20 protein-coding genes are annotated in these 25,296 nt (G+C 67.9%); 12 read left to right on the forward strand and 8 right to left on the reverse strand.

Annotated features, from left to right (window positions below; all coding sequences use genetic code 11):
* From METUNV2_RS0104355 to METUNV2_RS0104365, 3 genes are all read left to right on the forward strand, one after another.
* On the forward strand, positions 1 to 5,388 hold the full coding sequence (locus METUNV2_RS0104355; protein WP_018228275.1) for a DUF7379 domain-containing protein: 5,388 nt from the start codon (positions 1 to 3) through the stop codon (positions 5,386 to 5,388).
* A 10-nt stretch (positions 5,389 to 5,398) separates the two neighbouring features.
* Positions 5,399 to 6,544: a hypothetical protein gene (locus tag METUNV2_RS0104360; protein ID WP_018228276.1), complete on the forward strand. Its 1,146-nt coding sequence runs from the start codon at positions 5,399 to 5,401 to the stop codon at positions 6,542 to 6,544.
* Between the two features lie 97 nt (positions 6,545 to 6,641).
* Positions 6,642 to 8,075 (forward strand): mannose-1-phosphate guanylyltransferase/mannose-6-phosphate isomerase, encoded by a 1,434-nt coding sequence (locus tag METUNV2_RS0104365; RefSeq protein WP_018228277.1) that lies wholly within the window; start codon positions 6,642 to 6,644, stop codon positions 8,073 to 8,075.
* 36 nt (positions 8,076 to 8,111) lie between these two features.
* Here the strand turns inward: METUNV2_RS0104365 and METUNV2_RS0104370 are convergent, their stop codons facing one another.
* From METUNV2_RS0104370 to METUNV2_RS0104380, 3 genes are all read right to left on the reverse strand, one after another.
* On the reverse strand, positions 8,112 to 9,764 hold the full coding sequence (locus METUNV2_RS0104370) for a methyl-accepting chemotaxis protein (protein ID WP_018228278.1): 1,653 nt from the start codon (positions 9,762 to 9,764) through the stop codon (positions 8,112 to 8,114).
* 82 nt (positions 9,765 to 9,846) lie between these two features.
* Positions 9,847 to 10,002 carry a LiaI-LiaF-like domain-containing protein gene (locus METUNV2_RS19965; protein ID WP_008057652.1) on the reverse strand — a complete coding sequence of 52 codons (156 nt, stop codon included), beginning with the start codon at positions 10,000 to 10,002 and terminating at the stop codon, positions 9,847 to 9,849.
* Positions 9,999 to 11,927, reverse strand: coding sequence for a CHASE domain-containing protein (locus METUNV2_RS0104380; RefSeq protein WP_018228279.1), 1,929 nt, complete (start codon positions 11,925 to 11,927; stop codon positions 9,999 to 10,001). Before METUNV2_RS0104380 ends, METUNV2_RS19965 begins: the two co-directional genes overlap by 4 nt.
* A gap of 249 nt (positions 11,928 to 12,176) precedes the next feature.
* Between METUNV2_RS0104380 and ettA the strand changes: the two genes are divergently transcribed.
* A complete protein-coding gene (ettA, locus tag METUNV2_RS0104385; protein ID WP_026187860.1) occupies positions 12,177 to 13,841 on the forward strand; it encodes an energy-dependent translational throttle protein EttA in 1,665 nt (554 codons plus the stop codon).
* Here the strand turns inward: ettA and METUNV2_RS0104390 are convergent.
* Positions 13,831 to 14,961, reverse strand: a complete 1,131-nt coding sequence (locus tag METUNV2_RS0104390) for a GGDEF domain-containing protein (protein WP_036271280.1) — start codon at positions 14,959 to 14,961, stop codon at positions 13,831 to 13,833. The two genes, ettA and METUNV2_RS0104390, sit on opposite strands and share 11 nt — an antisense overlap.
* Positions 14,962 to 15,138: 177 nt before the next feature.
* Here METUNV2_RS0104390 and METUNV2_RS0104395 point away from each other — a divergent pair, with 177 nt between their 5' ends.
* The 3 genes from METUNV2_RS0104395 to METUNV2_RS0104405 all read left to right on the forward strand — a co-directional run bounded on the left by METUNV2_RS0104395 (position 15,139) and on the right by METUNV2_RS0104405 (position 18,933).
* A complete protein-coding gene (locus METUNV2_RS0104395; RefSeq protein WP_018228282.1) occupies positions 15,139 to 16,080 on the forward strand; it encodes a PEP-CTERM sorting domain-containing protein in 942 nt (313 codons plus the stop codon).
* Between the two features lie 92 nt (positions 16,081 to 16,172).
* The gene (locus METUNV2_RS0104400; RefSeq protein ID WP_018228283.1) at positions 16,173 to 18,119 is read left to right on the forward strand and encodes a peptidase U32 family protein; all 1,947 of its coding nucleotides are present in this window, start codon (positions 16,173 to 16,175) and stop codon (positions 18,117 to 18,119) included.
* An 85-nt stretch (positions 18,120 to 18,204) separates the two neighbouring features.
* The gene (locus METUNV2_RS0104405; RefSeq protein WP_018228284.1) at positions 18,205 to 18,933 is read left to right on the forward strand and encodes a TFIIB-type zinc ribbon-containing protein; all 729 of its coding nucleotides are present in this window, start codon (positions 18,205 to 18,207) and stop codon (positions 18,931 to 18,933) included.
* A 19-nt stretch (positions 18,934 to 18,952) separates the two neighbouring features.
* Here METUNV2_RS0104405 and METUNV2_RS19470 read toward each other — a convergent pair whose 3' ends face one another.
* Together METUNV2_RS19470 and METUNV2_RS0104415 are read right to left on the reverse strand one after the other, a co-directional pair.
* Positions 18,953 to 19,126, reverse strand: coding sequence for a DUF3149 domain-containing protein (locus METUNV2_RS19470; RefSeq protein ID WP_018228285.1), 174 nt, complete (start codon positions 19,124 to 19,126; stop codon positions 18,953 to 18,955).
* 67 nt (positions 19,127 to 19,193) lie between these two features.
* Positions 19,194 to 19,790: a DUF4126 domain-containing protein gene (locus tag METUNV2_RS0104415; protein ID WP_018228286.1), complete on the reverse strand. Its 597-nt coding sequence runs from the start codon at positions 19,788 to 19,790 to the stop codon at positions 19,194 to 19,196.
* A gap of 106 nt (positions 19,791 to 19,896) precedes the next feature.
* Here METUNV2_RS0104415 and METUNV2_RS0104420 point away from each other — a divergent pair, with 106 nt between their 5' ends.
* From METUNV2_RS0104420 to METUNV2_RS0104440, 5 genes are all read left to right on the forward strand, one after another.
* Positions 19,897 to 20,400: a MarR family winged helix-turn-helix transcriptional regulator gene (locus METUNV2_RS0104420; RefSeq protein ID WP_018228287.1), complete on the forward strand. Its 504-nt coding sequence runs from the start codon at positions 19,897 to 19,899 to the stop codon at positions 20,398 to 20,400.
* A 70-nt stretch (positions 20,401 to 20,470) separates the two neighbouring features.
* The gene (locus METUNV2_RS0104425) at positions 20,471 to 20,851 is read left to right on the forward strand and encodes a YybH family protein (RefSeq protein ID WP_018228288.1); all 381 of its coding nucleotides are present in this window, start codon (positions 20,471 to 20,473) and stop codon (positions 20,849 to 20,851) included.
* 43 nt (positions 20,852 to 20,894) lie between these two features.
* Complete coding sequence (locus METUNV2_RS0104430; RefSeq protein ID WP_018228289.1) at positions 20,895 to 21,827, forward strand: DMT family transporter; 933 nt, start codon at positions 20,895 to 20,897, stop codon at positions 21,825 to 21,827.
* Between the two features lie 90 nt (positions 21,828 to 21,917).
* A complete protein-coding gene (locus METUNV2_RS0104435; protein ID WP_018228290.1) occupies positions 21,918 to 22,469 on the forward strand; it encodes a cytochrome P460 family protein in 552 nt (183 codons plus the stop codon).
* 330 nt (positions 22,470 to 22,799) lie between these two features.
* Positions 22,800 to 23,363 carry a hypothetical protein gene (locus METUNV2_RS0104440; protein WP_232415608.1) on the forward strand — a complete coding sequence of 188 codons (564 nt, stop codon included), beginning with the start codon at positions 22,800 to 22,802 and terminating at the stop codon, positions 23,361 to 23,363.
* Between the two features lie 15 nt (positions 23,364 to 23,378).
* Here the strand turns inward: METUNV2_RS0104440 and METUNV2_RS0104445 are convergent, their stop codons facing one another.
* Together METUNV2_RS0104445 and METUNV2_RS0104450 are read right to left on the reverse strand one after the other, a co-directional pair.
* A complete protein-coding gene (locus tag METUNV2_RS0104445; RefSeq protein ID WP_018228292.1) occupies positions 23,379 to 24,884 on the reverse strand; it encodes a CoA-acylating methylmalonate-semialdehyde dehydrogenase in 1,506 nt (501 codons plus the stop codon).
* 96 nt (positions 24,885 to 24,980) lie between these two features.
* Positions 24,981 to 25,295 (reverse strand): PepSY domain-containing protein, encoded by a 315-nt coding sequence (locus METUNV2_RS0104450; protein ID WP_018228293.1) that lies wholly within the window; start codon positions 25,293 to 25,295, stop codon positions 24,981 to 24,983.
* Position 25,296 lies beyond the last annotated feature (1 nt).

Below are 25,296 nucleotides of genomic sequence, written 5' to 3' on the forward strand. Positions count from 1 at the left end.
ATGACGCCCCCCCTGCTGCGCATTCGTGCCACCGCGCCGGCTACCCCGGCGCCGGCGCTGCCGACCTCGCTGACCGTGAGCCACGCCCGTCGCCTGCATCCGGGCAGCGCACGCGACGCCGCGGCGGGCGATTTCGAAGCGCCGGCCGACGATGTGGTGCGCATCGAACTGGATAACGGTTTCGTGCTGTGGAGCCGCGCTGACGATCTGGTGCGCGAGCACGGCCGGCGCACCGTGGCCCGCGATGGCGGGGCCGGCTGGGCGCTGGATGCGCTGTCGGCACCGATGGCAGGAGGCGAGCGTGGACTGCTCGGGCTGGGCATCAAGGTGCTGGATTTCTTCGGCATCGATCTGAAGAAACAGGCCGCTGCAGCGCTTGGGCGCGGCTTCGAGGAAAAGTGTCTGGCGCGCGCACCCGGCCTGTACCGCTGCGCGCTCGACCGCTTTGCGCTCACGCCACTGCCGGCGGGTGACGCGCTGCCGGCCGGGGCCGGGCCGCTGCTGGTGTTCCTGCATGGTACCGGCTCCAGTTGCGAAGGCAGTTTCGGCGGGCTGTGGGCGGCGGACAATCGCGAGGGTGCGGCGCTGCGCAGCCGGCTGGCCGCGCGCTATGGCGAGCGCGTGTTCGCGCTGGAGCACCGTACGCTGACCGAAAGCCCGATCACCAATGCACTGGCGCTGGCACGTCGCCTGCCCAAAGGGGCGGAACTGCATCTGGTGAGCCATTCGCGCGGCGGGCTGGTCGGCGAACTGCTGTGCCTGGGCGAGTGCACGAACCTCGATGCGGTCGAGGGCCGGCTGGACGCGCTGTTCGCCGCTGACCGCACGCTGTCGGAGCAGATCGGCCTCGGGCCGCTGGACGCCGCGGCCGAAGCGGCGCGCCACGCCGCCTATCAGGCGGACCGCGCACAGCTGGCCACGCTGCTGGCTGAACTGAAGGCGCGGCAGTGTCGCGTGCGGCGCTTCGTGCGGGTGGCCTGCCCGGCGCGTGGCACCACGCTCGCCTCCGGCCGGCTGGACCGCTGGCTGTCGGTGCTCGATTTCCTGTCCGGTCACGGCCTGTTCGGCGACGCGGTGGATTTCCTGCTCGCCGTGGTGAAGGAACGTACCGACCCGCGCACGCTGCCCGGTGCTGAGGCGATGATGCCGGGCTCTGCGCTCACCCGTCTGCTCAACCACGCCGAACTGAGCACCACGGCCGACCTGAGCGTGATCGCCGGCGATGTCGAGGGCGATACGCTGTGGCAGAAGATCAAGCTGCTGGCCACCGACTGGTTCTACGGCGCCGACCACGATCTGGTGGTGAACACCGGCTCGATGACCGGCGGCCTGAACCGGCCGGCGGGCGGTGCCCGTTTCCGGCGCGACGCCGGTGCGCAGGTGAATCACTTCCGCTATTTCGTCAATCCGCAGAGCGTGCGCTGGCTGGCCTCCGGCCTGCTGCGCGCCGACAGCGATGACGGCGGTTTCCTGCCCATCGCCCGCGCGCAGCATGAAGCACCGCGCTGGCGCGGTGCTGTCGCGCGCAGCCAGACCGCCGCCGAGCCGCGGCCGTTCGCGCTGGTGCTGCCGGGCACCATGGGCAGCGAACTGAGCGTGGGCGGCGACCCGGTGTGGCTCGACTACTTCGCGCTGTTCAAGGGCGGCCTGCGGCGGCTGGACATGGGCGCGGCGCAGGTGGAGCCGGGCGGTCTGGTCGATCAGTTCTACGGCCCGCTGGTCGAGTTCCTCGCGCGCACCCACCGTGTCGACGTCTTCGCCTACGACTGGCGGCAGTCGGTGCGCGCCGCCGCTGCCCGGCTGGCCGAGCGGCTGGAAGCGCTGGTGGCCCGCGCCGAAGCCGAACACCAGCCGGTGCACATCGTGGCCCATTCGATGGGCGGTCTGGTGGTGCGTGCGCTGATGGCCGACGGCGGTCGCGGCGCTGCGGTGTGGGCGCGTATCGCCCGCTTGCCCGGCAGCCGCTTCCTGATGCTCGGTACGCCCAATGCCGGTTCGCACGAGGCGGTGCGCTGGCTGACCGGGCATAACCCGACACAGGCGCGCCTGGCGCTGCTCGATTTCACCCAGAGCACCACCGACATCATCGGTCTGGTGCGTACCTATCCTGGCCTGCTCGAACTGCTGCCCTTTGCCGACAGCGACCCCGATTTTGCCGATGCCGGTCTGTGGACCGCGCTGCGCCGTCAGTTGGGCGCGGCCTGGCGCACCGCCGACGCCGCCACGCTGAAGACTGCCCGCGACACCTGGAACAGGCTGCGCACCATGCCGGTGGATGCCCGCCTCACCTGCTACGTAGCCGGCTGCCAGCCCGCCACCGTCGTGGGCTATCAGGTGAGCGGCGAGGACGACCCGTGGCCGCTCGGCCGCAGCCGCATCGATTTCGTCGCCACCGCGCGCGGCGATGGCACGGTGAGCTGGGCGTCCGGTGCGCTGCCCGGCGTGCCGGTGTGGTACGCCGAAGACACCGCGCACGACTTCCTGTGCGCGCAGACCCGGGCGTTCGAGGGCTATCTCGAACTGCTGATGACCGGCACCACCCGTCGTCTGCCCTCCAGCCCGCCGGCCGGCGCGCGCGCCGCCGGAGCCGACGGGGCGGATTTCCTGCTGCGGCCGGTGCCGCCGGCCGATGGCATTCCGCAGCCGGGCGAACTGGCACTGTTCGGTTTCGGCGGCAGCACGCCGCCGCAGGCGCAGCCTGAGGACGCGCGGTCGCCGGTGGCGGTGCGCATCCGTCACTGCGAACTCAGTTACGCCCGGCACCCGGTCATGGTGGGGCACTACGCCGGCGACACCATCGTCAGCGCCGAGGCGAGCATGGACCGCCGGATGAGCGGGGCGCTGTCGCGCAGCCAGCAGCTGGGGCGCTACCCGGGCGCCGCCGGCACCCACGGCGTATTCATTCCGCGTGCAATGCACCAGCACCCGCAGGGCGCCATCGTGATCGGTCTGGGCGAGGTCGGCGAACTGAGCCCCGGCCTGCTGCAGGACGGCGTGCGTCGTGCGCTGCTCGATTTTGCGCTGCAGGTGATCGAGTGGCCGGACGACCGCTTCGGCCCGGCCGATGCCACCCGTACGCTGTGCGTGTCGACCTTGCTGATCGGCACCGGCGCCGGCGGCATGCGGGTGCGCGATTCGGTCGAATCCATCCTGCGCGGGGTGGCCGACGCACGGCGCGCGCTGCGCGATGGTGCGCTGGCCGGCCGGGTCGATATCGCCGAGGTCGAATTCATCGAGCTGTACGAAGACATCGCCATTCAGGCTGCGGGCGCGCTGCGCGATGTGGCGGGCGGCGCGCTGGCAGCCGACTTCGCGTGGCCGGAGCAGGTGCTGGGTCGCGGCCATGGCGGTCGCCGCCGGGTCAGTTTCGATGAGGACGCGAGCTGGTGGCACCGGCTTGAAATCACCCATGACGCGCGCCTCGACGAGTTGCGCTTCATCGCGCTGACCGATCGCGCACGCGCCGAAATCAGTCTGGTCGGCGGCCAGCTGCAGCAGGTCGATGCCTTCGTGCGGCAGGCCTGCCGCTCGTGCGCGGCCGATGCCGACACCGCGCGCACGTTGTTCGAAATGCTGCTGCCGCACCGCATGAAACAGCTCGCGCCGGAACGGCGCAGCCTGGTGCTGCTGGTGGACGAAGTGTCCGGCCGCTACCCGTGGGAGCTGCTGGAAGATCGGTGGCAGGGCGGCCAGCAGCCGCCGGCGGTGGCCTCCGGCATGCTGCGCCAGCTGCGTACCGCGCAGTATCGCGAGCGGCCGCAGGGGGCGACCCGCGCCAGCGCGCTGGTGATCGGCGACCCGGCGCCACTCGGCCGCGATTTTGCCGCGCTGCCCGAGGCCGCGGCCGAAGCGCGTGCCGTGGCCGCGGTGCTGTCCACCGGCGGCTGTGCGGTGACCGAACTGGTGCAGGCCGAGGGCCGCGCCATCATGGCGGCGCTGCACCAGGATGCCTGGCGCATCCTGCATCTGGCCGGCCACGGCGTGCATGAGTACGCACTGCCGGCGGCCGGTGGCGGCCAGGCGCGCAGCGTGTCCGGCATGGTGATCGGCGACGGCTGGTTCCTGACCCCGGGCGACGTCGAACAGATGCGCTTCGTGCCCGAGCTGGTGTTCATCAACTGCTGCCATCTGGGGGCCACCGGCGCGCGCGGCACAGAGTCGTCCGAACTGCCGGAATTCAACCGTCTGGCCGCCAATCTGGCGATGCAGTTCATCCGCATGGGCGTGCGCGCGGTGGTGGCGGCCGGCTGGGCGGTGGATGACGCGGCGGCCCGCTGCTTCGCCGAAACGCTGTACGGCGCGCTGCTGGAAGGTCGCGGCTTCGGCGACGCGGTCAGGCTGGCGCGCGAAGCGACCTGGAGCCGTCATCCGCGGGTCAATACCTGGGGCGCCTACCAGTGCTACGGCGACCCTGACTACCGGCTCGATCCGACCGGCCCGATGCACCGCGACAGCGCACCGCCGCCCTTCACCACGCCGTCGGAACTGGTGGCCGAACTGGACAACCGCACCAGCGCGCTCGGCACCGGCACCGCCGGCGATGCGCAGGGCTGGCTGGACGGCTGCCTGCAGCGGATGCCGGCAGTGGTGCGGGATGACTGGCTGGCGCGCGCCGACATCGCCGCCGCCATCGGCCTGTATCTGGGCGAAGCGGGTCTGTATGCCGCGGCCGCGCCCTGGCTGGACCGCGCGCGCGCATCCGACGATGGCGACTGCCCGCTGCGGGTGCTGGAACTGTCGGCCAACTTCAGGGTGCGTGCCGCCGATGACGCCTGGGCGCTGGCGCGTGCCCAGCGCAGCCGGGCTCGCGCGCCGGTAGACGACATCCGGCGTGCCATCGCCGATCTCGAACTGCTGACGCCGTCAGCCCGCCGCAGCGCGCTCACCGGCAGCGCCTGCAAGCGGCTGGCCTGGATGCAGCAGGGCGATGACCGCCTGGCGGCGCTCGATGCGATGGCCCTGCACTACGGCCGCGCACTGGAACAGGCCGAGCGCACGCCAGGGCCGACGGTAGACAGCTACGCCTTTCTCAACCTGTGGACCGCCCGGCTGCTGCACGCGCGTCTCGCCGGACAGCCCTTGCCGCCGGAGGCGGCCGATGCGGTGCGTGCCGGGTGCGCGCGGGCGCGGGACCTGGCCGCCGCGCACCCGAATCCGGACTTCTGGAGTACCGCGGTGGTCGGCGACAGCCTGCTGCTCGGTGCGCTGCTCGATGGCCGGCTGGCGGCGCAGGAACAGGCGGACATCGCCGACGCCTATCGCGCCGCCTTCGCGCGCGGCGGCAGCGCACGTGAGCACGCATCCGTGCTCGACCACCTCGACTTCCTGATCGATACCGGGGTGCTGCGCGCCGGGCTGAAGAAGATACGCGCCGCGCTCGGCGCATGAGGAGGTGGTGATGGCAAAGGGCCTGAAGTACGACGGTGACTGGCTGGTGGGCGGTCCGGCGCGGGCGGCGGTGACGCCCAACTTTTCGGTGGCGGAATACGCGCGGCTGGACGGCTCGGTGCGGGTGCATCGCGAACTGGTGGCCGCGGTGCAGTCGGTGCGCGACGCGCTCGGGCAGGGCGTGAGCATCGCCGGCTTTGCGCCGGTGGCGGGCCTGGGCAGCGGTCGTGATGGCCTGTTCGCGTGGCTGAAGGCTGCCGACCCCGCGGCACTGCTGGCGGCGGCGCAGCGCGTGGTGCGCGAGGGCGGGCTGGCCCGGGCCGAGCGGCGTGCTGACCGGGTGTATGTCGAACTGCCGGATCCGGCCGCGCTGCCACCGCTGCCGGCCGAGCGCGCACTGGAACTGGCGATCGCGGTCACCGCCGCCTTCGAAACAAGCGGTGATCCCTATCTGCAGGTCACCGGCAATTTCGATGGCGCCGGCCTGTCCTTCGGGCCGCTGCAGGTGAATCTGGGCACCGGCACGCTGCAGGAACTGTTCCGCCGCTTCGCCGCCCGCGATGAGGCGCGGCTGCGTGCCTGCTTCGGCGATCTGTGGGATGCCTGGCAGCGCATGCTGAAAATGCCGTCGCGGGCCGCCCAGGTGCGCTGGGCCGATGCGCTGAGCCGCGGCCCGCAGAAAGCCCGCTTCGATCCGGCGTGGACTGCCGCGTTGCAGGCGGTGGGCCGCGAACCGGTGTTCCGTGCCGAATGGCTGCGCTACGCCTACGACACCTATGGCCGCAAGCTGGTGGTGGCGCTGGCCTGGCTGAAGGGCGTGCGGCCGATACCGATACGCAATTTCCGCTGTCTGGCCGCGCTGTACGACCTGTGCGTGCAGCAGGGCAGCCTGGACAAGGCGCACGCCGCGATCAGGCGCCGCATCGAGCGGGAGATGCCGCAGGACGAATTCGCGCTCACCCGCATCGCGGTCGAGGAGCGCGGCCGCACCGCCAATGCCCAGTGGCGGGCCGACTGCATCAGCCGCCGGCTGTGCATTCTCGACCGTACGCCGGTCGCGGTAGTCGAAGGGAACCAGCGTGCCGAGCGCGACAACCCCCAGCTGTGGCGGCTGCGCAATGCGCCGGTCCATCAGATGGAGCGCTGGCTGGCCTGAAACCGGGCAACACGCAAAGGCTGTAACGGATTTATCGCAGAAGCAGTGCGGTGCTCGCGTAGACTCGGGCGCTTCCGATTCTTTTCAGGTAAGCGTCATGTCCCTGCAGCCCGTCATCCTGTGCGGCGGTTCCGGTACCCGCCTGTGGCCCCTGTCGCGCGAGCGTTATCCGAAGCAGCTGCTGCCGCTGGACGGCGAAAATACGCTGTTGCAGGACACCGCGCTGCGCGCCGGTGCGCCGGGCATCGAACTGGCGCCGCCGCTGGTGGTGTGCAACGAGGAATACCGCTTCCTGACCGCCGAACAGCTGCGCCAGATCGGCGTGCATCCGGCCGCGCTGCTGCTCGAACCGGTGGGCCGCAATACCGCGCCGGCGCTGGCGCTGGCCGCTCTGGCCGCGGCCGGGCCGGACACCGTGCTGCTGGTCATGCCGTCCGACCACGTGATCCGCGACACCCCGGCCTTCCGCGATGCGGTGGCCATCGGCGCGGCCCAGGCGGAGCAGGGCGCGGTGGTGACCTTCGGCATCACGCCGGACCGGCCGGAAACCGGCTACGGCTATATCAAGGTGGGTGCGGCGCTGGCCGGCAGCCCGGCGCGCACGCTGGACCGCTTCGTCGAGAAGCCGGACGCGCCGACCGCGGCTGCCTACCTGGAAAGCGGCGATTACCTCTGGAATGCCGGCATCTTCATGATGAAGGCCGGCGTCGCCCTGGAACTGCTGAAGCGTTTCCGACCGGACATCGAGGCCGCCAGCCGTGCCGCCTACGAAGGCGGCGCCGCCGACCACGACTTCTACCGCGTTGACAAGGCGGCCTTCGCCGCCTGCCCGTCGGATTCGATCGACTACGCCATCATGGAACCGCTGGCCGCCGGAGAGCCGCGCCTGGCGCCGGCCGTGGTGGTGCCGCTGGACGCCGGCTGGTCCGACGTCGGCGCCTGGGACGCGCTGTGGCAGGTGGCCGACAAGGACGCCGCCGGCAACGTCGCGCGCGGCGACGTGCTGTTGCAGGACACTTCGGACAGTCTGGTGTTCGCCGAAACCCGCATGGTGAGCTGCCTCGGCCTGAAGGACGTGGTGGTGGTCGAAACCAGCGACGCGGTCATGGTGGCGGCCAAGGACCGCACCCAGGACGTGAAGCGCATCGTGACCGAACTGAAGGCGAAGAAGCGCCCTGAGGCGGAAAACCACCGCAAGGTGTATCGCCCGTGGGGCTATTACGACTCGATCGACGCCGGCCCGCGCTTCCAGGTCAAGCGCATCGTGGTCAATCCGGGCGCCTCGCTGTCGCTGCAGATGCACCACCACCGCGCCGAGCACTGGATCGTGGTCAGCGGCACCGCCCGCGTGACCTGCGGCGACAACGTGCTGCTGCTGTCGGAAAACCAGTCCACCTACATTCCGCTGGGCACCACGCACCGCCTGGAAAACCCGGGCAAGCTGCCGCTGGAAATGATCGAGGTGCAGTCCGGCAGCTATCTGGGCGAGGACGACATCGTCCGCTTTGAGGACACCTACGGCCGCAAGTGAGGGCGCCGGCCCGCGTGAGCGGGCCGTGCCACCGGATCAGACGACGAAGGTTTCCAGCCGCTGGCGCATCGACTGCGACAGCGCGTTCATTGCGTCGGCCGCCTGACTCACCTGACGTACCGCCGCGCTGTTGTGCTCGCTCATGCCGGCGATGCGCTCCACCTGCTGCGCGATGCTTTCGCTGGCACTGGTCTGTTCGCGCAGCGCGCGCGAGATTTCATCGGTTGCCCCCACCGCATTACGCGATTCGCTCTTGATGTCGCCCATCGCCTGCGCCGCCTGCTGTGTCGAGTGGCCGATCTGGTCGAACTGCGACACCAGTTCCTGCATGCGGCTACGCGTCTGTTCGGTGACCGACTGGACGTTGCCCACCACACCGTCGATCTGCTTGGTCGCTTCGGTCGTGCGCTCGGCCAGCTTGCGCACCTCGTCGGCCACGACCGCGAAACCGCGGCCCTGTTCGCCGGCGCGTGCTGCTTCGATCGCCGCGTTGAGTGCCAGCAGATTGGTCTGGTCGGCGATGCCCTTGATGGTGCCGGCGATGTCCCCGATCTGTTCCACCTGCCTGCTCAGTTCCTCCATGCCGCCGGCCGCCGCCTGGACGTCGACCGCGGCGTCGCGCATCGAGGAGGCGGTCGTTTCGATCACGCCGCCACCGAAGTCGGCGCGTTCGAGCGAGCTGCGCGACACGTCGCGTGCGTGACCGGCGCTTTCGCTGACGTGGGCCACGCTGACGGCGAGCTGTTCGGCCGCCGCGGCCATGCTCGAGGTCGAATCGTTCTGCTGTGCCACGGCACCGGCCAGCGTGTCGACCGAGCCGTGCAGGGACGAGGAGTGGCTGGCGACCTGCTGCGCGTTGTCGCGCATCGATTTCAGTGTCGACTGCAGCTCGGCGAACAGCGCATTGATCGACGCGCCGGCGGCCGACAGTTCGTCGCCGCGGCTGTCGGGCGCGCGTACCGTAAGGTCCATCCGGGCCCGTGCCTGTCCGAGCGCACCCTGCAGCGAGGACAGACTGGTGGTCAGACGACGCAGCGTCAGCACGATGCCGACGATCAGCAGCAGCGAAAGCACTGCGATGGCGATGCCCAGCGTGATCAGGCCAGTGCGGTAGAGTGCGCTCGTGCGGGCGCGCGTGTCGTCTCCCAGCGCTTTCACGTCCTGCTCGATCAGCCGGGTCAGCGCGGTCATCGCCTCGGTCGCGCTGCGGTCTATGCCCTTCACGGCACGATCCACCTTCTTGCCCGATTCGGGATCGGCCGGGTCGAAGTTCTTCAGGGCCGCCAAATAGCGCGCCTGCATCGCGGCGTGTGCGGCGGCGAGCGCTTTCACCTCGGCGACGCGCGGCGATCCTTCCGCCTGCAGGCGGCCGTCGAGGTCGGCCAGACGGGCGGACACCTCCTGCGCGTGCTTCTCGAAACTCTTTGCGTAGCGCTGGAACTGCTCGACATCGTTGCCGCGGATCAGGATGTTCTTCCATTCCTGTACCTGGGTCTTGAAGTCGATGCTGGCGTTCTGCACGTCCAGTCCGATCTCGACCGTGCGCTGCAGACGTCCCAGATCCTCACCGACGCCGCGGTCGAGGCGGTAGAGCTGCAGCAGGCCGAAGCCGCCGGCCGCCATCAGGCCGGCAAGCGCGACGATGCCAAGGGCGAGCAGCCGGCCGCGCAGTGTTTTCAGTCCGGTCATGAGGGCACTCCTGATAACAAGTGCCTGAATAACGGAGGAAACCCCGGAATCTGTATCGCTCAGCGACAGACGGTCGGATCGCTCACTTGCGTTTGGCGAGGCCGGCGACCCCGGCGGCGATCAGCAGTGCCGGCCACCAGGTGCCGAACAGCTCCGCCAGTTCGCGCAGCGAGAAAAGATTGAGATTGGACGCCAGCAGCAGTGCGCCGATGACGATGAGGCCGATCGATCCGATCATGAGGGGTCCCTGAAGTCCTGTTTGCCGTCCTGTTCCTTCCAGACCGCGATGGTATTCCGTCCGTCTGCCTTGGCGGCGTACATGGCGGCATCGGCACGCGCGAGCAGGGTGTCGAAGTCCTCGCCCTGTTCCGGGCAGGTCACCACGCCGATGCTGGCCGAAATCTGCGCGTCGCCCCGATCGACCATGAAAGGTTCGCCGAGCCGCGCGCGTATCTTCTCGGCGACCGCGCAGGCGGCGTCCACGCTGCCGGTCTCCGGCAGCAGCGCGACGAATTCGTCGCCGCCGTGGCGGGCCAGCGTGTCGGCGGCACGCAGGCAGGACAGCATGCGGCGGCTGGCTTCGATCAGCACCTGATCGCCCGCCTGGTGGCCGAGCCGGTCGTTTACGTCCTTGAAGTGATCGAGGTCGATGAACAGCACGCAGAACGGGGTGTCGTAGCGCCGTGCCGCCACCAGGGTGCGGTTCAGCCGGTCGGCCAGCAGCGAGCGGTTGGGCAGCCCGGTCAGGCTGTCGTGGGTGGCGAGCCAGGCGATGCGCGCCTCGTCCGCCTTGCGTTCGCTGATGTCGGCCATCACGACGATGGCCCCGGTCACGCGCCCGTCGCTGTCGATGCGCGGCACGCCGGACGCCAGCACGGTCACGTCGCCGCGGTCGCGCGCCTTCAGCGTCAGCTCCATCCTGACCGTCTCGCCTGCAAGCAGTGCAGTGAACATGGCCTGCACCGCGTGGCGGCCGCCGTCCTGCGCCAGCTCGTCGGCCGGCAGGCCGACCACGTCGCGGCTGTCCAGATTGAGCATGCGGTGCAGCGCCGGGTTGGCGAATTCGATGGCCTGCCGGACATCGACCGACAGGATGCCTTCTCCCGACAGATTGACCAGCGTCGAATACATCGATTCGCTGCGGGCCAGCGAGCGGCTGACCGCTGCCAGCCGGGCGGCGCGCCGGCGTGCGACGCCCAGGCTGGCACTGAGCGCGACCAGCAGGGCGCCGAACATGATGACCAGCCCCAGTTCGGTACGCCAGCGGTCCAGTTCGGACGGGGCCAGCTCGCGCTGTTCGAACACCAGCAGCCAGCGCCGGCCATCGATGTCGCGTTCGAGGCGGTGTTCCGGCGCGTCGTAGCGCTCCGGGTCGTCCGGATGGCTGTCGTAAAGCAGCGCCTCCGGTCGGGCCTCGCCGTCGTAGATGCGCATGCGCAGGCCGGACATCGAGCGCCCCAGCGTGCCTTCCATCAGGTCGCGCATCCGGAACGGGCTGAATACCCAGCCCATCAGCGCTTCGCTGCGCCGGACTTCGGTGTCCAGCGGCATGCCGTGACGGTAGGCCGGCAGATAGAGCAGCACGCCGGTCTGTATGTCCTGGTCGGTTTCCTGTATCAGCCGCACCTTGCCGGTCAGCGCCGCCTCTCCGCTCAGCCGGGCACGCTGCATGGCCTCGCGACGCACCGGTTCCGACATCATGTCGAAGGAAAAGGCGCGCTGGTTGCGCCAGTCGAACGGTTCCAGGTAGACGATGCTGCTGAATTCGCGGCGTTCGCCCGGCGGGCGGATGCGGTAGTCGCCGTGCCCTGTCGAGCGCATTTCCAGTTCGTGGGCACTCAGTTCGGCCGCCGGGACGAAGCGTGAGAACCCCACCCCCTGGATGCCGGGAAAGTCACGCTGCAGCGACAGCGCCGACACGTAGGCGTGCCAGTCCTCGCGGGTGACTTCGTCGGAAGCGTCGAACAGCGCGCGGGCGCCGCGCAGCACCTGCCGGTAGGCCCGCATGCGCTGTTCGATCTGCTGGGCGACATCATGCGCTGCGAAATCCAGCCTTTCGGTCACCCGCTCCTGGTGGCGGCGGCCGATCTCGGACCACACCAGCGAAAAGGCGCCCACCGCGAGCGCAATGGCCACGACCACCGGCAGCACGATCTGCCACACGGAGCGGTCAGCGGTCGTTCCCCCGAGGGGGTCTGGTGTCGTGTCGGGCATCGAAGCTGCGAGATCCGGGCGTGGGTGGCCGGCGACCTGGGCGCATATGCGCAGCGGGCGCCGGTTCTGTTCCGACTAGCCGTTTTACGACGGAAAATACAATGTACTTGAAGGCTGCCGGCGCTGCACCTTCCGGATCGGCTTTCAACCTCCCGGCGCATATACTTGCGCGTTTTCTTCGTCAGTGCACTAGGCAAAATGGCTCAATACGTCATGTCCATGCTCCGCGTGAGCAAGGTGGTTCCTCCCAAGCGCACCATCATCAAGGACATTTCCCTGTCCTTCTTCCCGGGCGCCAAGATCGGTCTGCTCGGCCTGAACGGTTCGGGCAAGTCCACGGTGCTGCGCATCATGGCCAACGCCGACCGTGAGTACGACGGTGAGGTCCAGCACCAGCCGGGCGTGCGCATCGGCTATCTGCCGCAGGAACCGGAACTGGATCCGGACAAGACGGTGCGCGAGGAAGTCGAATCGGCGCTGGGCGAAATCGTCGAGGCGCGCCAGAAGCTGGAACAGATCTACGCCGCCTACGCCGAGCCGGACGCCGATTTCGACAAGCTGGCGGAGGAACAGGCGAAGTACGAGGCGGTGCTGGCCGCGGCCGGCTCGGACGTCGAGACGCAGATGGAAATCGCCGCCGACGCGCTGCGTCTGCCGCCCTGGGAGGCGAAGATCGGCCCGCTGTCCGGTGGCGAGAAGCGCCGCGTGGCGCTGTGCAAGCTGCTGCTGTCCAAGCCGGACATGCTGCTGCTGGATGAGCCGACCAACCACCTGGACGCCGAATCGGTCGAGTGGCTGGAACAGTTCCTGGTGCGCTTCCCGGGCACCGTGGTGGCGGTGACCCACGATCGCTACTTCCTCGACAACGCGGCCGAGTGGATTCTCGAACTGGACCGCGGCCACGGCATTCCGTGGAAGGGCAACTACTCCAGCTGGCTGGACCAGAAGGGCGAGCGCCTGCGTCAGGAAGAGTCGCAGGAATCCGCCCGGCAGAAGGCGCTGGCGACCGAACTGGAGTGGGTGCGCGGCAATCCGAAGGCGCGACAGGCCAAGAGCAAGGCGCGTCTGGCCCGCTACGAGGAAATGAGCAGCGTCGAATACCAGAAGCGCAACGAGACGCACGAAATCTTCATCCCGCCGGGCGAGCGTCTGGGCGACAAGGTGATCGAATTCCACAACGTGTCCAAGGGCTTCGGCGACCGTCTGCTGATCGACAACCTCAGCTTCACCATTCCGCCGGGCGCCATCGTCGGCGTGATCGGCCCGAACGGCGCCGGCAAATCGACGCTGTTCCGGATGATCCAGGGTAAGGACACGCCGGATTCGGGTGAAATCGTGGTCGGGCCGACGGTCAAGATCGCCGCGGTCGACCAGACCCGCGACGGGCTGGACGCCTCCAAGACGGTGTTCGAGGCAGTGTCCGACGGCGCCGACATCCTGACCGTGGGGCGCTTCGAAATGCCCAGCCGCGCCTACATCGGCCGCTTCAATTTCAAGGGCGGCGACCAGCAGAAGATCGTCGGCAACCTGTCCGGCGGCGAACGCGGCCGCCTGCATCTGGCCAAGACGCTGATTTCCGGCGGCAACGTGCTGCTGCTCGACGAACCGTCGAACGACCTCGACGTGGAAACGCTGCGCGCGCTGGAAGACGCGCTGCTCGAGTTCTCCGGCTGCGTGCTGGTGACCTCGCACGACCGCTGGTTCCTCGACCGCATCGCCACCCACATCCTGGCGGCGGAAGGCGATTCGCAATGGACCTTCTTTAACGGCAATTACCAGGAATACGAAGCCGACAAGAAGAAGCGTCTGGGTGAAGAGGCGGCCAAGCCCAAGCGTATCCGCTACAAGCCGATCAGCCGCTGATCACGCTGCGGTTGCGTCCTTCGGACTTCGCGCGATAGAGCGCGAAGTCCGCGCGCTCCAGCGCCTGCTCAGGGGATTCCCCCGCGCGCATCTGGGCGAGGCCGGCGGAGAAGGTGACGGTGCCACCCTCTGCATTGGCCAGCAGGCGCTGTCCGGCCAGCGCTTCGCGTACGCGCATCAGCGTCAGGTCGGCCTGACGGGCATCGCTGTCCGGCAGCAGTACCAGAAACTCCTCTCCGCCCCAGCGGGCGATCACATCCGAGTCTCGCAGCGACGCGGATGCCGTCTCCGCGAAACGGACAAGCACCGCATCGCCGGCGCTGTGGCCGAAGCTGTCATTGATGCGCTTGAAGTGATCGAGATCCAGCATGCATACGGTGAGCGGTGAGCCTTTCCGTTCTGCATGCCGGGTCATGTGCGCGAACAGTTCTCCGGCGTGCCGGCGGTTCGGCAGCTGGGTCAGTTCGTCCACCGTGGCCAGTTCGTGGATGCGGGCGAGTGCCGCTTCAAGTTCGTCGCGCTGAGCGTGCAGCCTTGACCGGATGGCGCGCAGCTGGTCGCTCAGCATGCCCATGATGGGCAGTATGGTGGCGGTCAGCACGAAGTGCACCGTCTCCACCTCAGGCGGATGGGTGGCCGGACTGAAATGGGACAGTGTGAACATGGTCAGACCGCTGCCGATCACGACACAGCTGTTATAGATGCGGCGGCCCAGACGGTCGAGGTTGAAGATGCCGAACACCAGCGTGAGCGCGAGCAGCATCAGCAGTGCGCCGCGCACCGGCGCGAAGATCGCGTAGGCGATCGTGATGCAGCCGCCGGCTGCCATGATCTGGATGAAGGTCAGTGACGGATCGGCGAAGCGCAGGTTCAGTCCGCTGCGCAGGGTGCCATAGACAACGGCCATCCACCCGATCATGCTGCATTGCAGTAGCCGTGTTGCGGTACGGTCGGCCATGTCTTGCTGCAGGCAGTACTCGGCAATGCCGAGACAGACTACATACATCAGCATCGAGGTCAGGCTGCGTGCGATGCGGATCTGCTGTCTGGGATCGTCGTCCAGCACCAGGCGTGCCAGCGCGCCGGTGGCACCCGACGGCGGCGCCCTGCGGTCAGCCATGTGCGGCGACTTGTGCGCGCTCGACGCGATGGCCGGCGTTGCCTGTGAGCGGGGGCAGTTGTCCGCTTGCATGAGGTGGAACCTTCCGCATATACGACGTGCTCATGAACGGATAGAGTACAACTTACTGCAGCAACGGGCGCAGAACGATCCGGCCGCCCGCTTACGGAGATTCCCATGAAGCCTTATTTTGCCGTCGCAGCGCTTGGCTGCATCCTGTGTGCCGCTCCGGTACAGGCTGTAGACATCGTGTTCGACTACCGTTACGACAGCGCCGGTTTCTTCACCACCGAGCGGCGAGCGGTGCTCGATGGCGTGGCCCGTCTGTTCAGCGACAACCTGACTGACAGTCTGAGCGCCATCCAGCCCGGCCCGGACGAACTGTTCGTCGCGCGCATCTACAACCCGCTCGATCCGCTGAACAGTTCGATCGTTGTGGACAACCTCACCGTACCGGCCGACCAGATCCGCATTTTCGTCGGCGCCTATGACTTTGGCGGCCAGACCCTGGGTGTGGGCGGCCCCGGCTTCCACTCGCTGGGCGGCAGCCAGGCTTTCGTCAATCAAGTGGAATCCCGCGGCCAGCCGGGCGCGCTGTTCAATCCGGCCACCGATTTCGCACCCTGGGGCGGCACCATCACTTTCGGTTCGCAGATCAGCTGGTATGCCGACAGCGATCTGAGTACGGTCGAAAGCTTCGGCGGCCAGTTCGACCTGTACACGGTGGCGGTTCACGAAACCGCCCACGTGCTGGGCATCGGCACAGCCGACAGCTGGTTCGCCCAGGTGGTGGGCGACACCTTCACCGGTACGCTGGCGACCTCGATCAATGGCGGCATCGCACCCGCGCTGCGCAGCGACGGCTCGGATGCCCATTTCGCCTCCACGCTGACCGGCCATGTGAACGGCGCCGGGCAGGTGCCGCTGCTGTCGCCCTTCATCCCGCCCGGTACGCGTCGCTACATGACCGATCTCGACTGGGCTGCGCTGGACGACATCGGCTGGCAGGTGGCCAGCCTGCAGGCGACCATTCCGGCGCCGGTGCCGGAACCCGGCACCTGGGCGCTGCTGGCCGGCGGCCTGCTGCTGGTCGGTGTATCGGCTCGCCGCCGGACCTGATCCGGGCCGCGCCACCGGACCGGCCTGCGGGCCGGTTTTTCATTTGTGGCGCGCTCGCGGATAATCCGCGTTTTGAAGCGTCCGCCGTACCCATGACTTCCGACCGCCACATCCTCGAACTGCTCGCGCCCGCCAAGAACGCCGATTTCGGCATCGAGGCCATCAACCACGGCGCTGACGCCGTTTACATCGGCGGTCCGTCCTTCGGTGCGCGCAAGGGGGCGGACAACGACATCACCGACATCGCCCGCCTGTGCGCCCACGCGCACCGCTACCACGCGCGGGTGCTGACCGCCTTCAACACGATCTTGCGCGACGACGAGCTGGAACCGGCCCGCCGCGCGATCTGGCAGCTGTACGACGCGGGCGTCGATGCGCTCATCGTGCAGGACATGGCGCTGCTCGAAATGGACCTGCCGCCGATCCAGCTGCACGCCAGCACGCAGACCGACATCCGCGACGCGGCCAAGGCGCGCTTCCTGCAGGACGTGGGCTTCACCCAGATCGTGCTGGCGCGCGAAATGACGCTGGAGGACGTGCGCAAGGTCGCCGCGAATACCTCCTGTACGCTCGAATACTTCGTGCATGGCGCGCTGTGCGTGGCCTTCAGCGGTCAGTGCTTCATCAGCCACGCGCACACCGGCCGCAGCGCCAACCGCGGCGAGTGCTCGCAGGCCTGCCGCCTGCCCTACACGCTGACCGACGCGCAGGGCAGGGTGGTGGCGCACGACAAGCATCTGCTGTCGATGAAGGACAACGACCAGTCGGCGAACATGCGCGCGCTGATCGATGCCGGCGTGTCTTCGTTCAAGATCGAGGGCCGGCTGAAGGATCTGGGCTACGTGAAGAACATCACCGCCCACTACAGCACGCTGCTGAACGAATTGCTGCCCGACCTGCCAGGCTACCGCCGCGCAGCCAGCGGACGCTGCACCTACACCTTCGTGCCGCAGCCGGAAAAGACCTTCAACCGCGGCTCGACCGATTACTTCGCCAACGGCCGCCAGCACGGCATCGAGGCGTTTGAATCGCCGAGCTTCGTCGGCGAGGAGGCGGCCACCCTGGTCAAGGTCGCCGCTGACCACATCGAGGTCGATGCCGCGGTGGACATCCACAACGGCGACGGCCTGAGCTATTACGACAGCCACCGCGAACTGATGGGGCTGCGCATCAACGTCGTGCAGGGCCGCAAGCTCTACCCGAACGTGATGCCGGACGATCTGAAGCCGGGCATGACGCTGTTCCGCAACCGCGACCAGGCCTTCGAGCGCGCGCTGGAAAAGAAGTCGTCCGACCGTCGCATCCGTGCCGACCTGCACTTTGCGGAAACGGCTCAAGGCTTCGCGCTCACCATGACCGACGAGGACGGCGTCAGCGCTCGCGTCGAACTGGCGCACGACAAGCAGCCTGCGCGTGACGCCGAACGGGCGCTGGCCGGCATCCGCGACAGCCTGGGCAAGCTGGGCAATACGCTGTTCGAAGCCGGCGACATCGCGATCGACCTGCCGGAAGCGCGCTTCCTGCCGGCGTCGGCGCTGAACGGCCTACGCCGCGACGCGGTGGCGCTGCTGGAGGTGAAGCGCATTGCCGCCCACGCCCGGCCGCAGCCCGGTGTGCCGGTGGAGCCGCCGGTGCGTTTCACCGATACCGAACTGTCCTATCTCGCCAACGTGTCCAACGAGAAGGCGCGCGCCTTCTACCGCAGGCACGGCGTGGAACTGATTGCCGATGCCTACGAGGCGAATCAGGAACTGGACGAGGTGTCGCTGATGATCACCAAGCACTGCCTGCGCTTCAGCCACAACCTGTGCCCGAAGGAACTGAAGGAATACGACCTGCGCGGCATGGTGAAGGCGGAGCCGATGACGCTGATGAATGGCAACGACAAGCTCACGCTGCGCTTCGACTGCAAGAAGTGCGAAATGCACGTGGTCGGCCGCATCCGCAAGAACGTGCTGAAGGCGCAGGCAGTGCCGGTCACCTTCCATCGCACGGCGCCGGAAGGCGTCAAGGTGACCCGTTCGGCGCAGCGGCCCTAAACCTTGCGCGCCGCATGCCGCTGACAAGGCGGATGAGGACGGTGCAGGTGCCCGTCCGCCGCGTTCCGGAGCTTCGCCGACCACCATGCTGAATACCGTTCCGCACTGCCCCTCCTGCCGGCTGCCGATGAAGGCGCACCGCTTCAGGAATCATGGTGGTGACGACATGGAGCTGGACATCTGCTGGAGCTGTCAGGGCATCTGGTTCGACACCTTCGAGAACCTTCAGCTGTCGCCCGGCTCGGTCAACGACCTGTTCAAGCTGCTGCACGCCCACCGCGATGAAATGCAGCATCCGGTCGCCAACGTGATGGCCTGCCCGCGCTGCAGCCGCAAGCTGGACAAGGGTTTCGACCTGGTGCGCAGCGGTCGCTACATGACTTACCGCTGTCCGGAGAAGCACGGCCGCTACAGCAGCTTTTCGTCCTTCATGGTGGAGAAGGGTTTCGTGCGGCAGATGACGGCCGCCGAAATCGCCGATCTGGCCAAGCGGGTGGGGGCGATCTACTGCACCAGCTGCGGTGCGCCGGTCGATATCCGCAAGGACCACGCCTGCCCGCACTGTCGCTCCGCCTTTTCGCTGCTCGATCCGGATGCGGTCGAGAACGCCCTGAAGGGCTATCAGCAGGCAGAAGCGAAACGCACTACGCGTGACCCGATGATGATGGCCGACGCCATCGTCGAGAGCGAACGTACGCGTGCGCGCGCCGAGCGGCAGCAGCGCATCGAAACAGCCCGCGATACCGGCGGGCTGGATGTGGCCGACCTGCTGGTGGCCGGCGTCGGACTGGTGTGGCGGGTGCTCACCCGCTGAGCGGTCGATGCGGGCCGGTTCAGGCCCCCGGCTTGCCCGCCTGCTGTTCGGCACGTGCCGCTGCGGCCGCATCTTCATCCATATGGCGCTTGAAGAAGCGCGAGAACCAGACACTCATATAGATGACGATGGCAATCACCACCAGACTCATCAGACCGTAATCGGTCGTCATCAGATCGGACCACGCTTTCATGACACCCTCCCTTTGGGCTTGTTTTCGTCATTGAAGCGCTGGCCGGGTCATGACGGCCTGATGCAGGTCAACCGGGCGCCTGCTTGCCGGCCACCCAGTGCAACAGCCCGGTCAGAAAGCGCCATACCCGGGGCAGCAGCCACAGCATGCCGAGCACCGCCAGCGCCAGCAGCGCAAGAAAGACCAGCGGGTGCGCGAAGGCCAGCCACAGCCCGCCCACCGCCATGCCGTCCTCGCCGGTCGAGGCGATCACGTTGCTCACCGGTTCCGGCGAGGTGTTGATGGCGATGCGGCTGCCGGCCTTGGTCAGATGAGTGGCACCGGTCAGTGAGCCACCAAGCAGTGCGGCCGCGAGGACTGCCGCCGTCCCCTGATCGGCCAGCGCACCGGCGGCGAGCAGGGCGCCGGCCGGAATGCGGATGAAGGTGTGGGCGGCGTCCCAGAAACTGTCCAGCGCCGGCACCTTGTCGGCGAAGAATTCGACGCACAGCATGAAGCCGGCGGCGGCCATCACCAGCGGATGTTCCAGCAGGTCCAGATCGCCCGGCAGTTCGATCCAGTCCATGCGGCCGGCCAGTCCGGCCAGGAACACCACGGCATAGAGGCGCAGGCCACTGGCCCAGGCGAGGCCGGCAGCGGCGGCGATGGCATCCAGTGTGTCCATGGCGAAGTCCGGGCAATGGCGATGGAATGTCTCATGCTAGCCAGCCCGGGTGCTCCTTGCCAGTCCCCGTTGACAAATACGGATCCTAACTATAATCTTCCTAACCATGCTGACCGTACGCGATCTGCCCACCCCCGAAGTGCTGCAACGTTTCGCGCAGCGCTATCCGGACGCCGACATCAGCGGGGTCGGCACCTTTCTGACCCTGCTGCGCACTGCGACCGAACTGTCGCAGATGCTGGATGCCTTTCTGGCCCGGCATGGTCTGCTGCAGGGCCGGTGGTGGGTGCTCATCCTGCTGTTCCGCGAGGAAACGCTGGAATCGTCGCCCTCGGTGCTGGCGGAAAAGGCGGGTGTGACCCGCGCCACCATGACCGGCCTGCTGGACGGGCTGGAGCGCGACGGGCTGGTGCAGCGGGTGTATGACGCGGCGGACCGCCGCCGCATCACGGTGCGCCTGCTGCCGGCCGGGCAGGCGGTGCTGGACGCGGTGATGCCGGATTACTACCGCCGCGTGCGTGCGCTGATGGCCGGCCTGAACGAGGACGAACGTGTGCTGCTGAAATCCATGCTGGGCACGCTGCGGGGCGCGGCCGACGCCTTCGCCTGAAAAAATTTGCCGAAATAGTTAGGTTCCGTATCAAAACCTGGATTCACCCCTCACTTTCAAGGAGACAGACATGAGCCAGAACACGCTGCAGGCCACGATTGCCGACATCAACACCCGCTGGGACGCCGCCTTCAACCGGGGCGACGCCGCTGCGGTGGCTGCACTGTACGATGCCGAAGCGGCGGTGCTGCCAGCCGGTGGCGACGCTGCCGCGGGCCCGGCTGCGATCGAAGCGCTGTTCGCCGGCGCCATTGCCAGCGGCATCCACAACCACCGGATCGAACAGCACGCGGTGGCCGGCGACGACGCGTACGCGACCCAGCGCGGCCGCTGGAGCGCCCAGGCGAAGAACGCCGACGGCGAACTGCAGACCTTTTCCGGTCACCTCACCGTGGTGTATCGCCGGCAGCCGGATGGCAGCTGGCGCGCGCTGACCCATATCTGGAACTGAGCTGGAACTGAGCCGGAACTGAGCCGGAACGGAAGGAACGCGCATGAATACCCGCTCGCCGTCGCTGCGTGCCGTGGCTGCCCTCGGGCTGCTGGCCGTGATCTGGGGTTACAACTGGGTGGTCATGAAGGTCGGTCTGGCCGACATGGACGCCCTCCAGTTCGGGGCCTGGCGCACCCTGGGTGGCGCGCTCAGCCTGTTCGCGCTGATGGCGGTGCTGCGCCGGCCGTTCCGGCCCAGCCACCTGCCGACCGTTGCGCTGATGGGCGTGCTGCAGACCTGCGGTTTCACCGGTCTCATCATCATCGCGCTGGTCAGCGGCGGTGCCGGCAAGACCGCGGTGCTGACCTACACCATGCCGTTCTGGGTCATGGTGTTCGCCTGGCCGCTGCTGGGCGAGCGGCTGCACGGCTGGCAATGGCCGTCGGCCGCAGCCACGCTGGCCGGCCTGCTGTTCATTCTCGACCCGGCCCATCTTGGTGGCGATCTGTTCAGCATGACGCTGGCCACGCTGGCCGGCGCGCTGTGGGCGCTGGCGGTCATCGTCGCCAAGCGCCTGCAGATGCGGGCGCCGGACATCGATCTGCTGTCCATGACTGCCTGGCAGATGCTGATCGGTTCGCTGCCGCTGGTCGCCTTCGCGCTGTTCTGGCCGGCACGGCCGGCGAACTGGTCGCCGTCGCTGATCGCCGCGCTCGGCTTCAATATCTTGCTGGCCAATGCGCTGGCCTGGCTGCTGTGGCTGTACGCGCTGCGCCGGCTGTCCGCCGGCACCACCAGCATGGTGTCGCTGCTGACGCCGGTGATCGGCGTGGTGGCCGCCGCTCTGCAGCTCGGTGAGCGGCCGGGGGCCAACGAACTGACCGGCATGCTGCTGATCGGTACCGGGCTGGTGCTGCTGTCGCTGGAAGGCGTTCGTCGCCGCCGGCAGAAGAATTTCTCGGCCGCTGCATCCGGAAACGGAGCTCGCGCGTAGTACAGGTATCCGGGACGCGAAAAGATCGGCTTGAACGGCTAGTCTGAATCGTGGCATCCCGTGAACAACCTGAACAAAGGAGTGAGCCCCATGAAAACCCTTGTACTGCCCGCCCTCGTTCTCGGTCTGCTGATCGCGGGCTGCAGCCAGATGGAATCGAAGCCGGTTGCCCAGCTGAACGACGGTCAGCTGTCCCTGCCTGGCGATTACAGGAGCTGGCCGAAATTCCTGACTGCAGTGCAGCGCGAGGACGCGAAGCAGGTGCGCGACATCTACATGAACACGGATGCGAAGAAGGGCTCCGCCGACAAGGGATTCCCGAACGGCTCGGTGTTCGTGATGGAGAACTGGGCGGTGAAGCTCGACGCTGACGGCAAGCCGGTCAAGGGCGCCGACGGCAAGCTGGTGAAGGACAAGCTGGCCGCGGTGTTCGTGATGGGCAAGAACACCGGCTGGGGCAGCAACGTGCCGGAAGCCCAGCGCAATGGCAACTGGATCTACACCGCCTTCAAGGGCAATGGCGAACTGAATGGCGAAGCCAAGTACGACACCTGTCGTGGCTGTCATACACCGCTGAAGGACAAGGACTTCGTGTTCCGCTACGACGAACACTTCGCCGCAGTGAAGGCCGCCGGCTACTGACCGCCGTCAGGTCCGATCCGACCGAGGCGGCGGATGTCGCCTCGGCCGCGCGCAGTCGCCCAACCTGAAATCAGGCGGATCGCCGATGCCCGCTCCGGTCATCGTGTGACGCATCAGCAGCACATCCCCCGTGACCCAAGCGCGTGACTGCATCTGCGTTGGCCCGCGTTGACGGCATGGGTGCGGCGAGCAGCACGCCCATCAGGCCCCTTCTTTGAATGTCGACGACGCCGGTCACCGTGGCGGCGGGTTCAGGTCGATACTGTGTGCGTTCAGCCCTTCGACCGGTGCGGTGGTCGGGTTCCTCCATTGCCTTCCGGGAGCGGGATGATGAAAACACTGATGAGTGCGGTCTGCGTGGCGATGGCCCTGGCAGCGCCGGTAGCGGCGCGGGCGGAGGCGCTCGCCGGCACGCGCGCCATCGTGCTGTCGAATGCCGGCGGCGAACGGGTGCAGGTGGGGCAGGTGGTGTTTACGCCGCGCGGTGACGGCCGTTCGACTTTCGCGGTGGTACTGGATGCGAAGCTGGAGGAGTACTTTCTGGCGATGCGCCCCTTCCGTTGCCTGACCGGGCCGAGCCAGCGCCTGTGCAATTTCGCGGTCGCGCGCGAGGAGCCCGTGGTGAGCGCGGACGATCTGGTGCCGCTGGAATACGCGCTCATGTTCATGCGCACCGCGCCGGCCTCGCTGCACATCGATCCGTTCAACGGCGTGTATTACCGGATGAAGGTGGTCGGCGGCCGCATCGAGGGCGTAGCCCACGACGTCGATATGGATCCTTTCATCACGCCGGACAGCGTGCCGGTCGAGCGCCGCAACCGGCCGCTGCGCGACGCCGACCTGAGCCCCGGCGACGCGAAGACGCACTGGCTGCCGCGGCTCACCATCGAGTGAGCGCAGCGGCCCGCCTCAGTTCACCGGCATCACGAATTCCGGCCCTTTCGAGCCGCTGTCCGGCCAGCGCTGCATGATGCTCTTGTAGCGGGTGTAGAAGCGCACGCCCTCTTCGCCGTAGGCGTGCAGGTCGCCGAACAGGCTCTGTTTCCAGCCGCCGAACGAGTGCCAGGCCATCGGCACCGGGATGGGCACGTTGATGCCCACCATGCCGGCTTCGATGCGCTGGCCGAATTCGCGCGCCGCCGCGCCGTCACGGGTGTACAGCGACACGCCGTTGCCGTACTCGTGACCGTTTACCAGCGCGATCGCCTCCGCCAGATTCGCCGCGCGCACCACGCACAGCACCGGGCCGAAGATTTCCTCCTTCCAGATGCGCATATCGGGTGTCACCCGGTCGAACAGCGTGGCGCCGAGGAAGAAGCCCTGTTCGCGACCGCCCACCGTATGGCGGCGGCCGTCCAGCACCAGCTGCGCGCCTTCGGCAATGCCGGCATCGATCAGCGACACGATGCGTTCGCGGTGGGCGGCGGTCACCACCGGGCCCATGTCCACGTCGTCGCCTTCGCCATCGCCGATATTCAGTTTCTGCGCTCGCACGCGCACCGCCTCGACCAGCGCGTCGGCGATGTCGCCGACCGCGACGGCAACCGAAATCGCCATGCAGCGCTCGCCGGCCGAACCGTAGGCGGCGCCGATCAGCGCATCGGCCGCCTGGTCGATGTCGGCGTCCGGCATCACCACCATGTGGTTCTTTGCGCCGCCCAGCGCCTGCGCGCGCTTGCCGTGCTTCGCCGCGGTCTCAAAGATATGGCGGGCGATCGGCGTCGAGCCGACGAAGCTCACCGCACGCACGTCCGGGTGGGTCAGCAGCGCATCGACCGCGACGCGGTCGCCCTGCAGCACGTTGAACACGCCGTCCGGCAGGCCGGCGTCGCGGAACAGTTCCGCGGTCAGCAGCGAGGGCGACGGGTCGCGTTCCGACGGCTTCAGGATGAAGCTGTTGCCGCAAGCCAGCGCCACCGGCGCCATCCACATCGGCACCATGAAAGGGAAGTTGAACGGCGTGATGCCGGCGGTCACGCCCAGCGGCATGCGCTGGCTCCAGTTGGCGATGCCGCCGCCGACGTGGTCGGAATACTGGCCCTTGAGCAGGTGCGGAATGCCGCAGGCGAATTCGATCACCTCCAGCCCGCGCTGCACCTCGCCCTGCGCGTCCGGGAAGGTTTTGCCGTGCTCGCGCGTGATCAGGCGGGCGATGTCGGCGCTGTGGCGCTCGACCAGTTCCTTCATCCGGAACAGCACGCGCGCGCGCCGCTGCGGCGCCAGTGCGCCCCAGGCCGGCTGGGCGGCGGCCGCGCTGGCCACCGCGCGGCTCACGTCCGCTTCCGATGCCAGAAGCACCTGGCGGGCCACCCGGCCGTGGGCCGGGTCGAACACGTCGGCGGTGCGGGTACTGTCCAGCGCGCTGCGCTGGCCGTCGATCCAGTGAGTGAGGGTGTCGGTGGGCGTACTCATCATGGTCGTCTGATGCAGGTCGAAAGACCCCATTGTGCGTCAGACCCCGCGCAAGTTCCCGCCGCACGGCAGCATGGCTGCCGCCTTCGTCAACCGATCTCAGTCGAACCAGTCACGTCGAACCGAGCGCACCTTGCCGTCGCGGGCATCGATGTGCACGTCCCAGTTCTGACCGTCGGCATCGATGATTTCGAATTCGTAGTCGTAGCCGCCAAGCATGCGGCGGTCGAGGTCGGCTTCGATCACCGTGCCCGGCTTCGCCGCCAGGGCCTTGGCGGTGGCGTCTTCGAGCGATATCAGTTTCATCGCGGCGGCGATGGCGCGCATCTTGGGCAGGTCGTCATCGTCGGCCCGCACGGGGGCCGACAGCAGCAGCGCGGTGGCGAGCAGCAGGGCGGTGGTGGACGTTTTCATG

Origin of the sequence: Methyloversatilis universalis EHg5, assembly GCF_000378945.1 — a bacterium.
Lineage (GTDB): Bacteria > Pseudomonadota > Gammaproteobacteria > Burkholderiales > Rhodocyclaceae > Methyloversatilis > Methyloversatilis universalis_A.

What these genes read in the sequence shown, in the direction of transcription:
- METUNV2_RS0104355 (WP_018228275.1), top strand. Translation starts at nt 1, where the DNA reads ATGACGCCCCCCCTGCTGCGCATTCGTGCCACCGCGCCGGCTACCCCG.
- METUNV2_RS0104360 (WP_018228276.1), top strand. Translation starts at nt 5,399, where the DNA reads ATGGCAAAGGGCCTGAAGTACGACGGTGACTGGCTGGTGGGCGGTCCG.
- METUNV2_RS0104365 (WP_018228277.1), top strand. Translation starts at nt 6,642, where the DNA reads ATGTCCCTGCAGCCCGTCATCCTGTGCGGCGGTTCCGGTACCCGCCTG.
- METUNV2_RS0104370 (WP_018228278.1), bottom strand. Translation starts at nt 9,764, where the DNA reads ATGACCGGACTGAAAACACTGCGCGGCCGGCTGCTCGCCCTTGGCATC.
- METUNV2_RS19965 (WP_008057652.1), bottom strand. Translation starts at nt 10,002, where the DNA reads ATGATCGGATCGATCGGCCTCATCGTCATCGGCGCACTGCTGCTGGCG.
- ettA (WP_026187860.1), top strand. Translation starts at nt 12,177, where the DNA reads ATGGCTCAATACGTCATGTCCATGCTCCGCGTGAGCAAGGTGGTTCCT.
- METUNV2_RS0104390 (WP_036271280.1), bottom strand. Translation starts at nt 14,961, where the DNA reads ATGGCTGACCGCAGGGCGCCGCCGTCGGGTGCCACCGGCGCGCTGGCA.
- METUNV2_RS0104395 (WP_018228282.1), top strand. Translation starts at nt 15,139, where the DNA reads ATGAAGCCTTATTTTGCCGTCGCAGCGCTTGGCTGCATCCTGTGTGCC.
- METUNV2_RS0104400 (WP_018228283.1), top strand. Translation starts at nt 16,173, where the DNA reads ATGACTTCCGACCGCCACATCCTCGAACTGCTCGCGCCCGCCAAGAAC.
- METUNV2_RS0104405 (WP_018228284.1), top strand. Translation starts at nt 18,205, where the DNA reads ATGCTGAATACCGTTCCGCACTGCCCCTCCTGCCGGCTGCCGATGAAG.
- METUNV2_RS19470 (WP_018228285.1), bottom strand. Translation starts at nt 19,126, where the DNA reads ATGAAAGCGTGGTCCGATCTGATGACGACCGATTACGGTCTGATGAGT.
- METUNV2_RS0104415 (WP_018228286.1), bottom strand. Translation starts at nt 19,790, where the DNA reads ATGGACACACTGGATGCCATCGCCGCCGCTGCCGGCCTCGCCTGGGCC.
- METUNV2_RS0104420 (WP_018228287.1), top strand. Translation starts at nt 19,897, where the DNA reads ATGCTGACCGTACGCGATCTGCCCACCCCCGAAGTGCTGCAACGTTTC.
- METUNV2_RS0104425 (WP_018228288.1), top strand. Translation starts at nt 20,471, where the DNA reads ATGAGCCAGAACACGCTGCAGGCCACGATTGCCGACATCAACACCCGC.
- METUNV2_RS0104430 (WP_018228289.1), top strand. Translation starts at nt 20,895, where the DNA reads ATGAATACCCGCTCGCCGTCGCTGCGTGCCGTGGCTGCCCTCGGGCTG.
- METUNV2_RS0104435 (WP_018228290.1), top strand. Translation starts at nt 21,918, where the DNA reads ATGAAAACCCTTGTACTGCCCGCCCTCGTTCTCGGTCTGCTGATCGCG.
- METUNV2_RS0104440 (WP_232415608.1), top strand. Translation starts at nt 22,800, where the DNA reads ATGAAAACACTGATGAGTGCGGTCTGCGTGGCGATGGCCCTGGCAGCG.
- METUNV2_RS0104445 (WP_018228292.1), bottom strand. Translation starts at nt 24,884, where the DNA reads ATGATGAGTACGCCCACCGACACCCTCACTCACTGGATCGACGGCCAG.
- METUNV2_RS0104450 (WP_018228293.1), bottom strand. Translation starts at nt 25,295, where the DNA reads ATGAAAACGTCCACCACCGCCCTGCTGCTCGCCACCGCGCTGCTGCTG.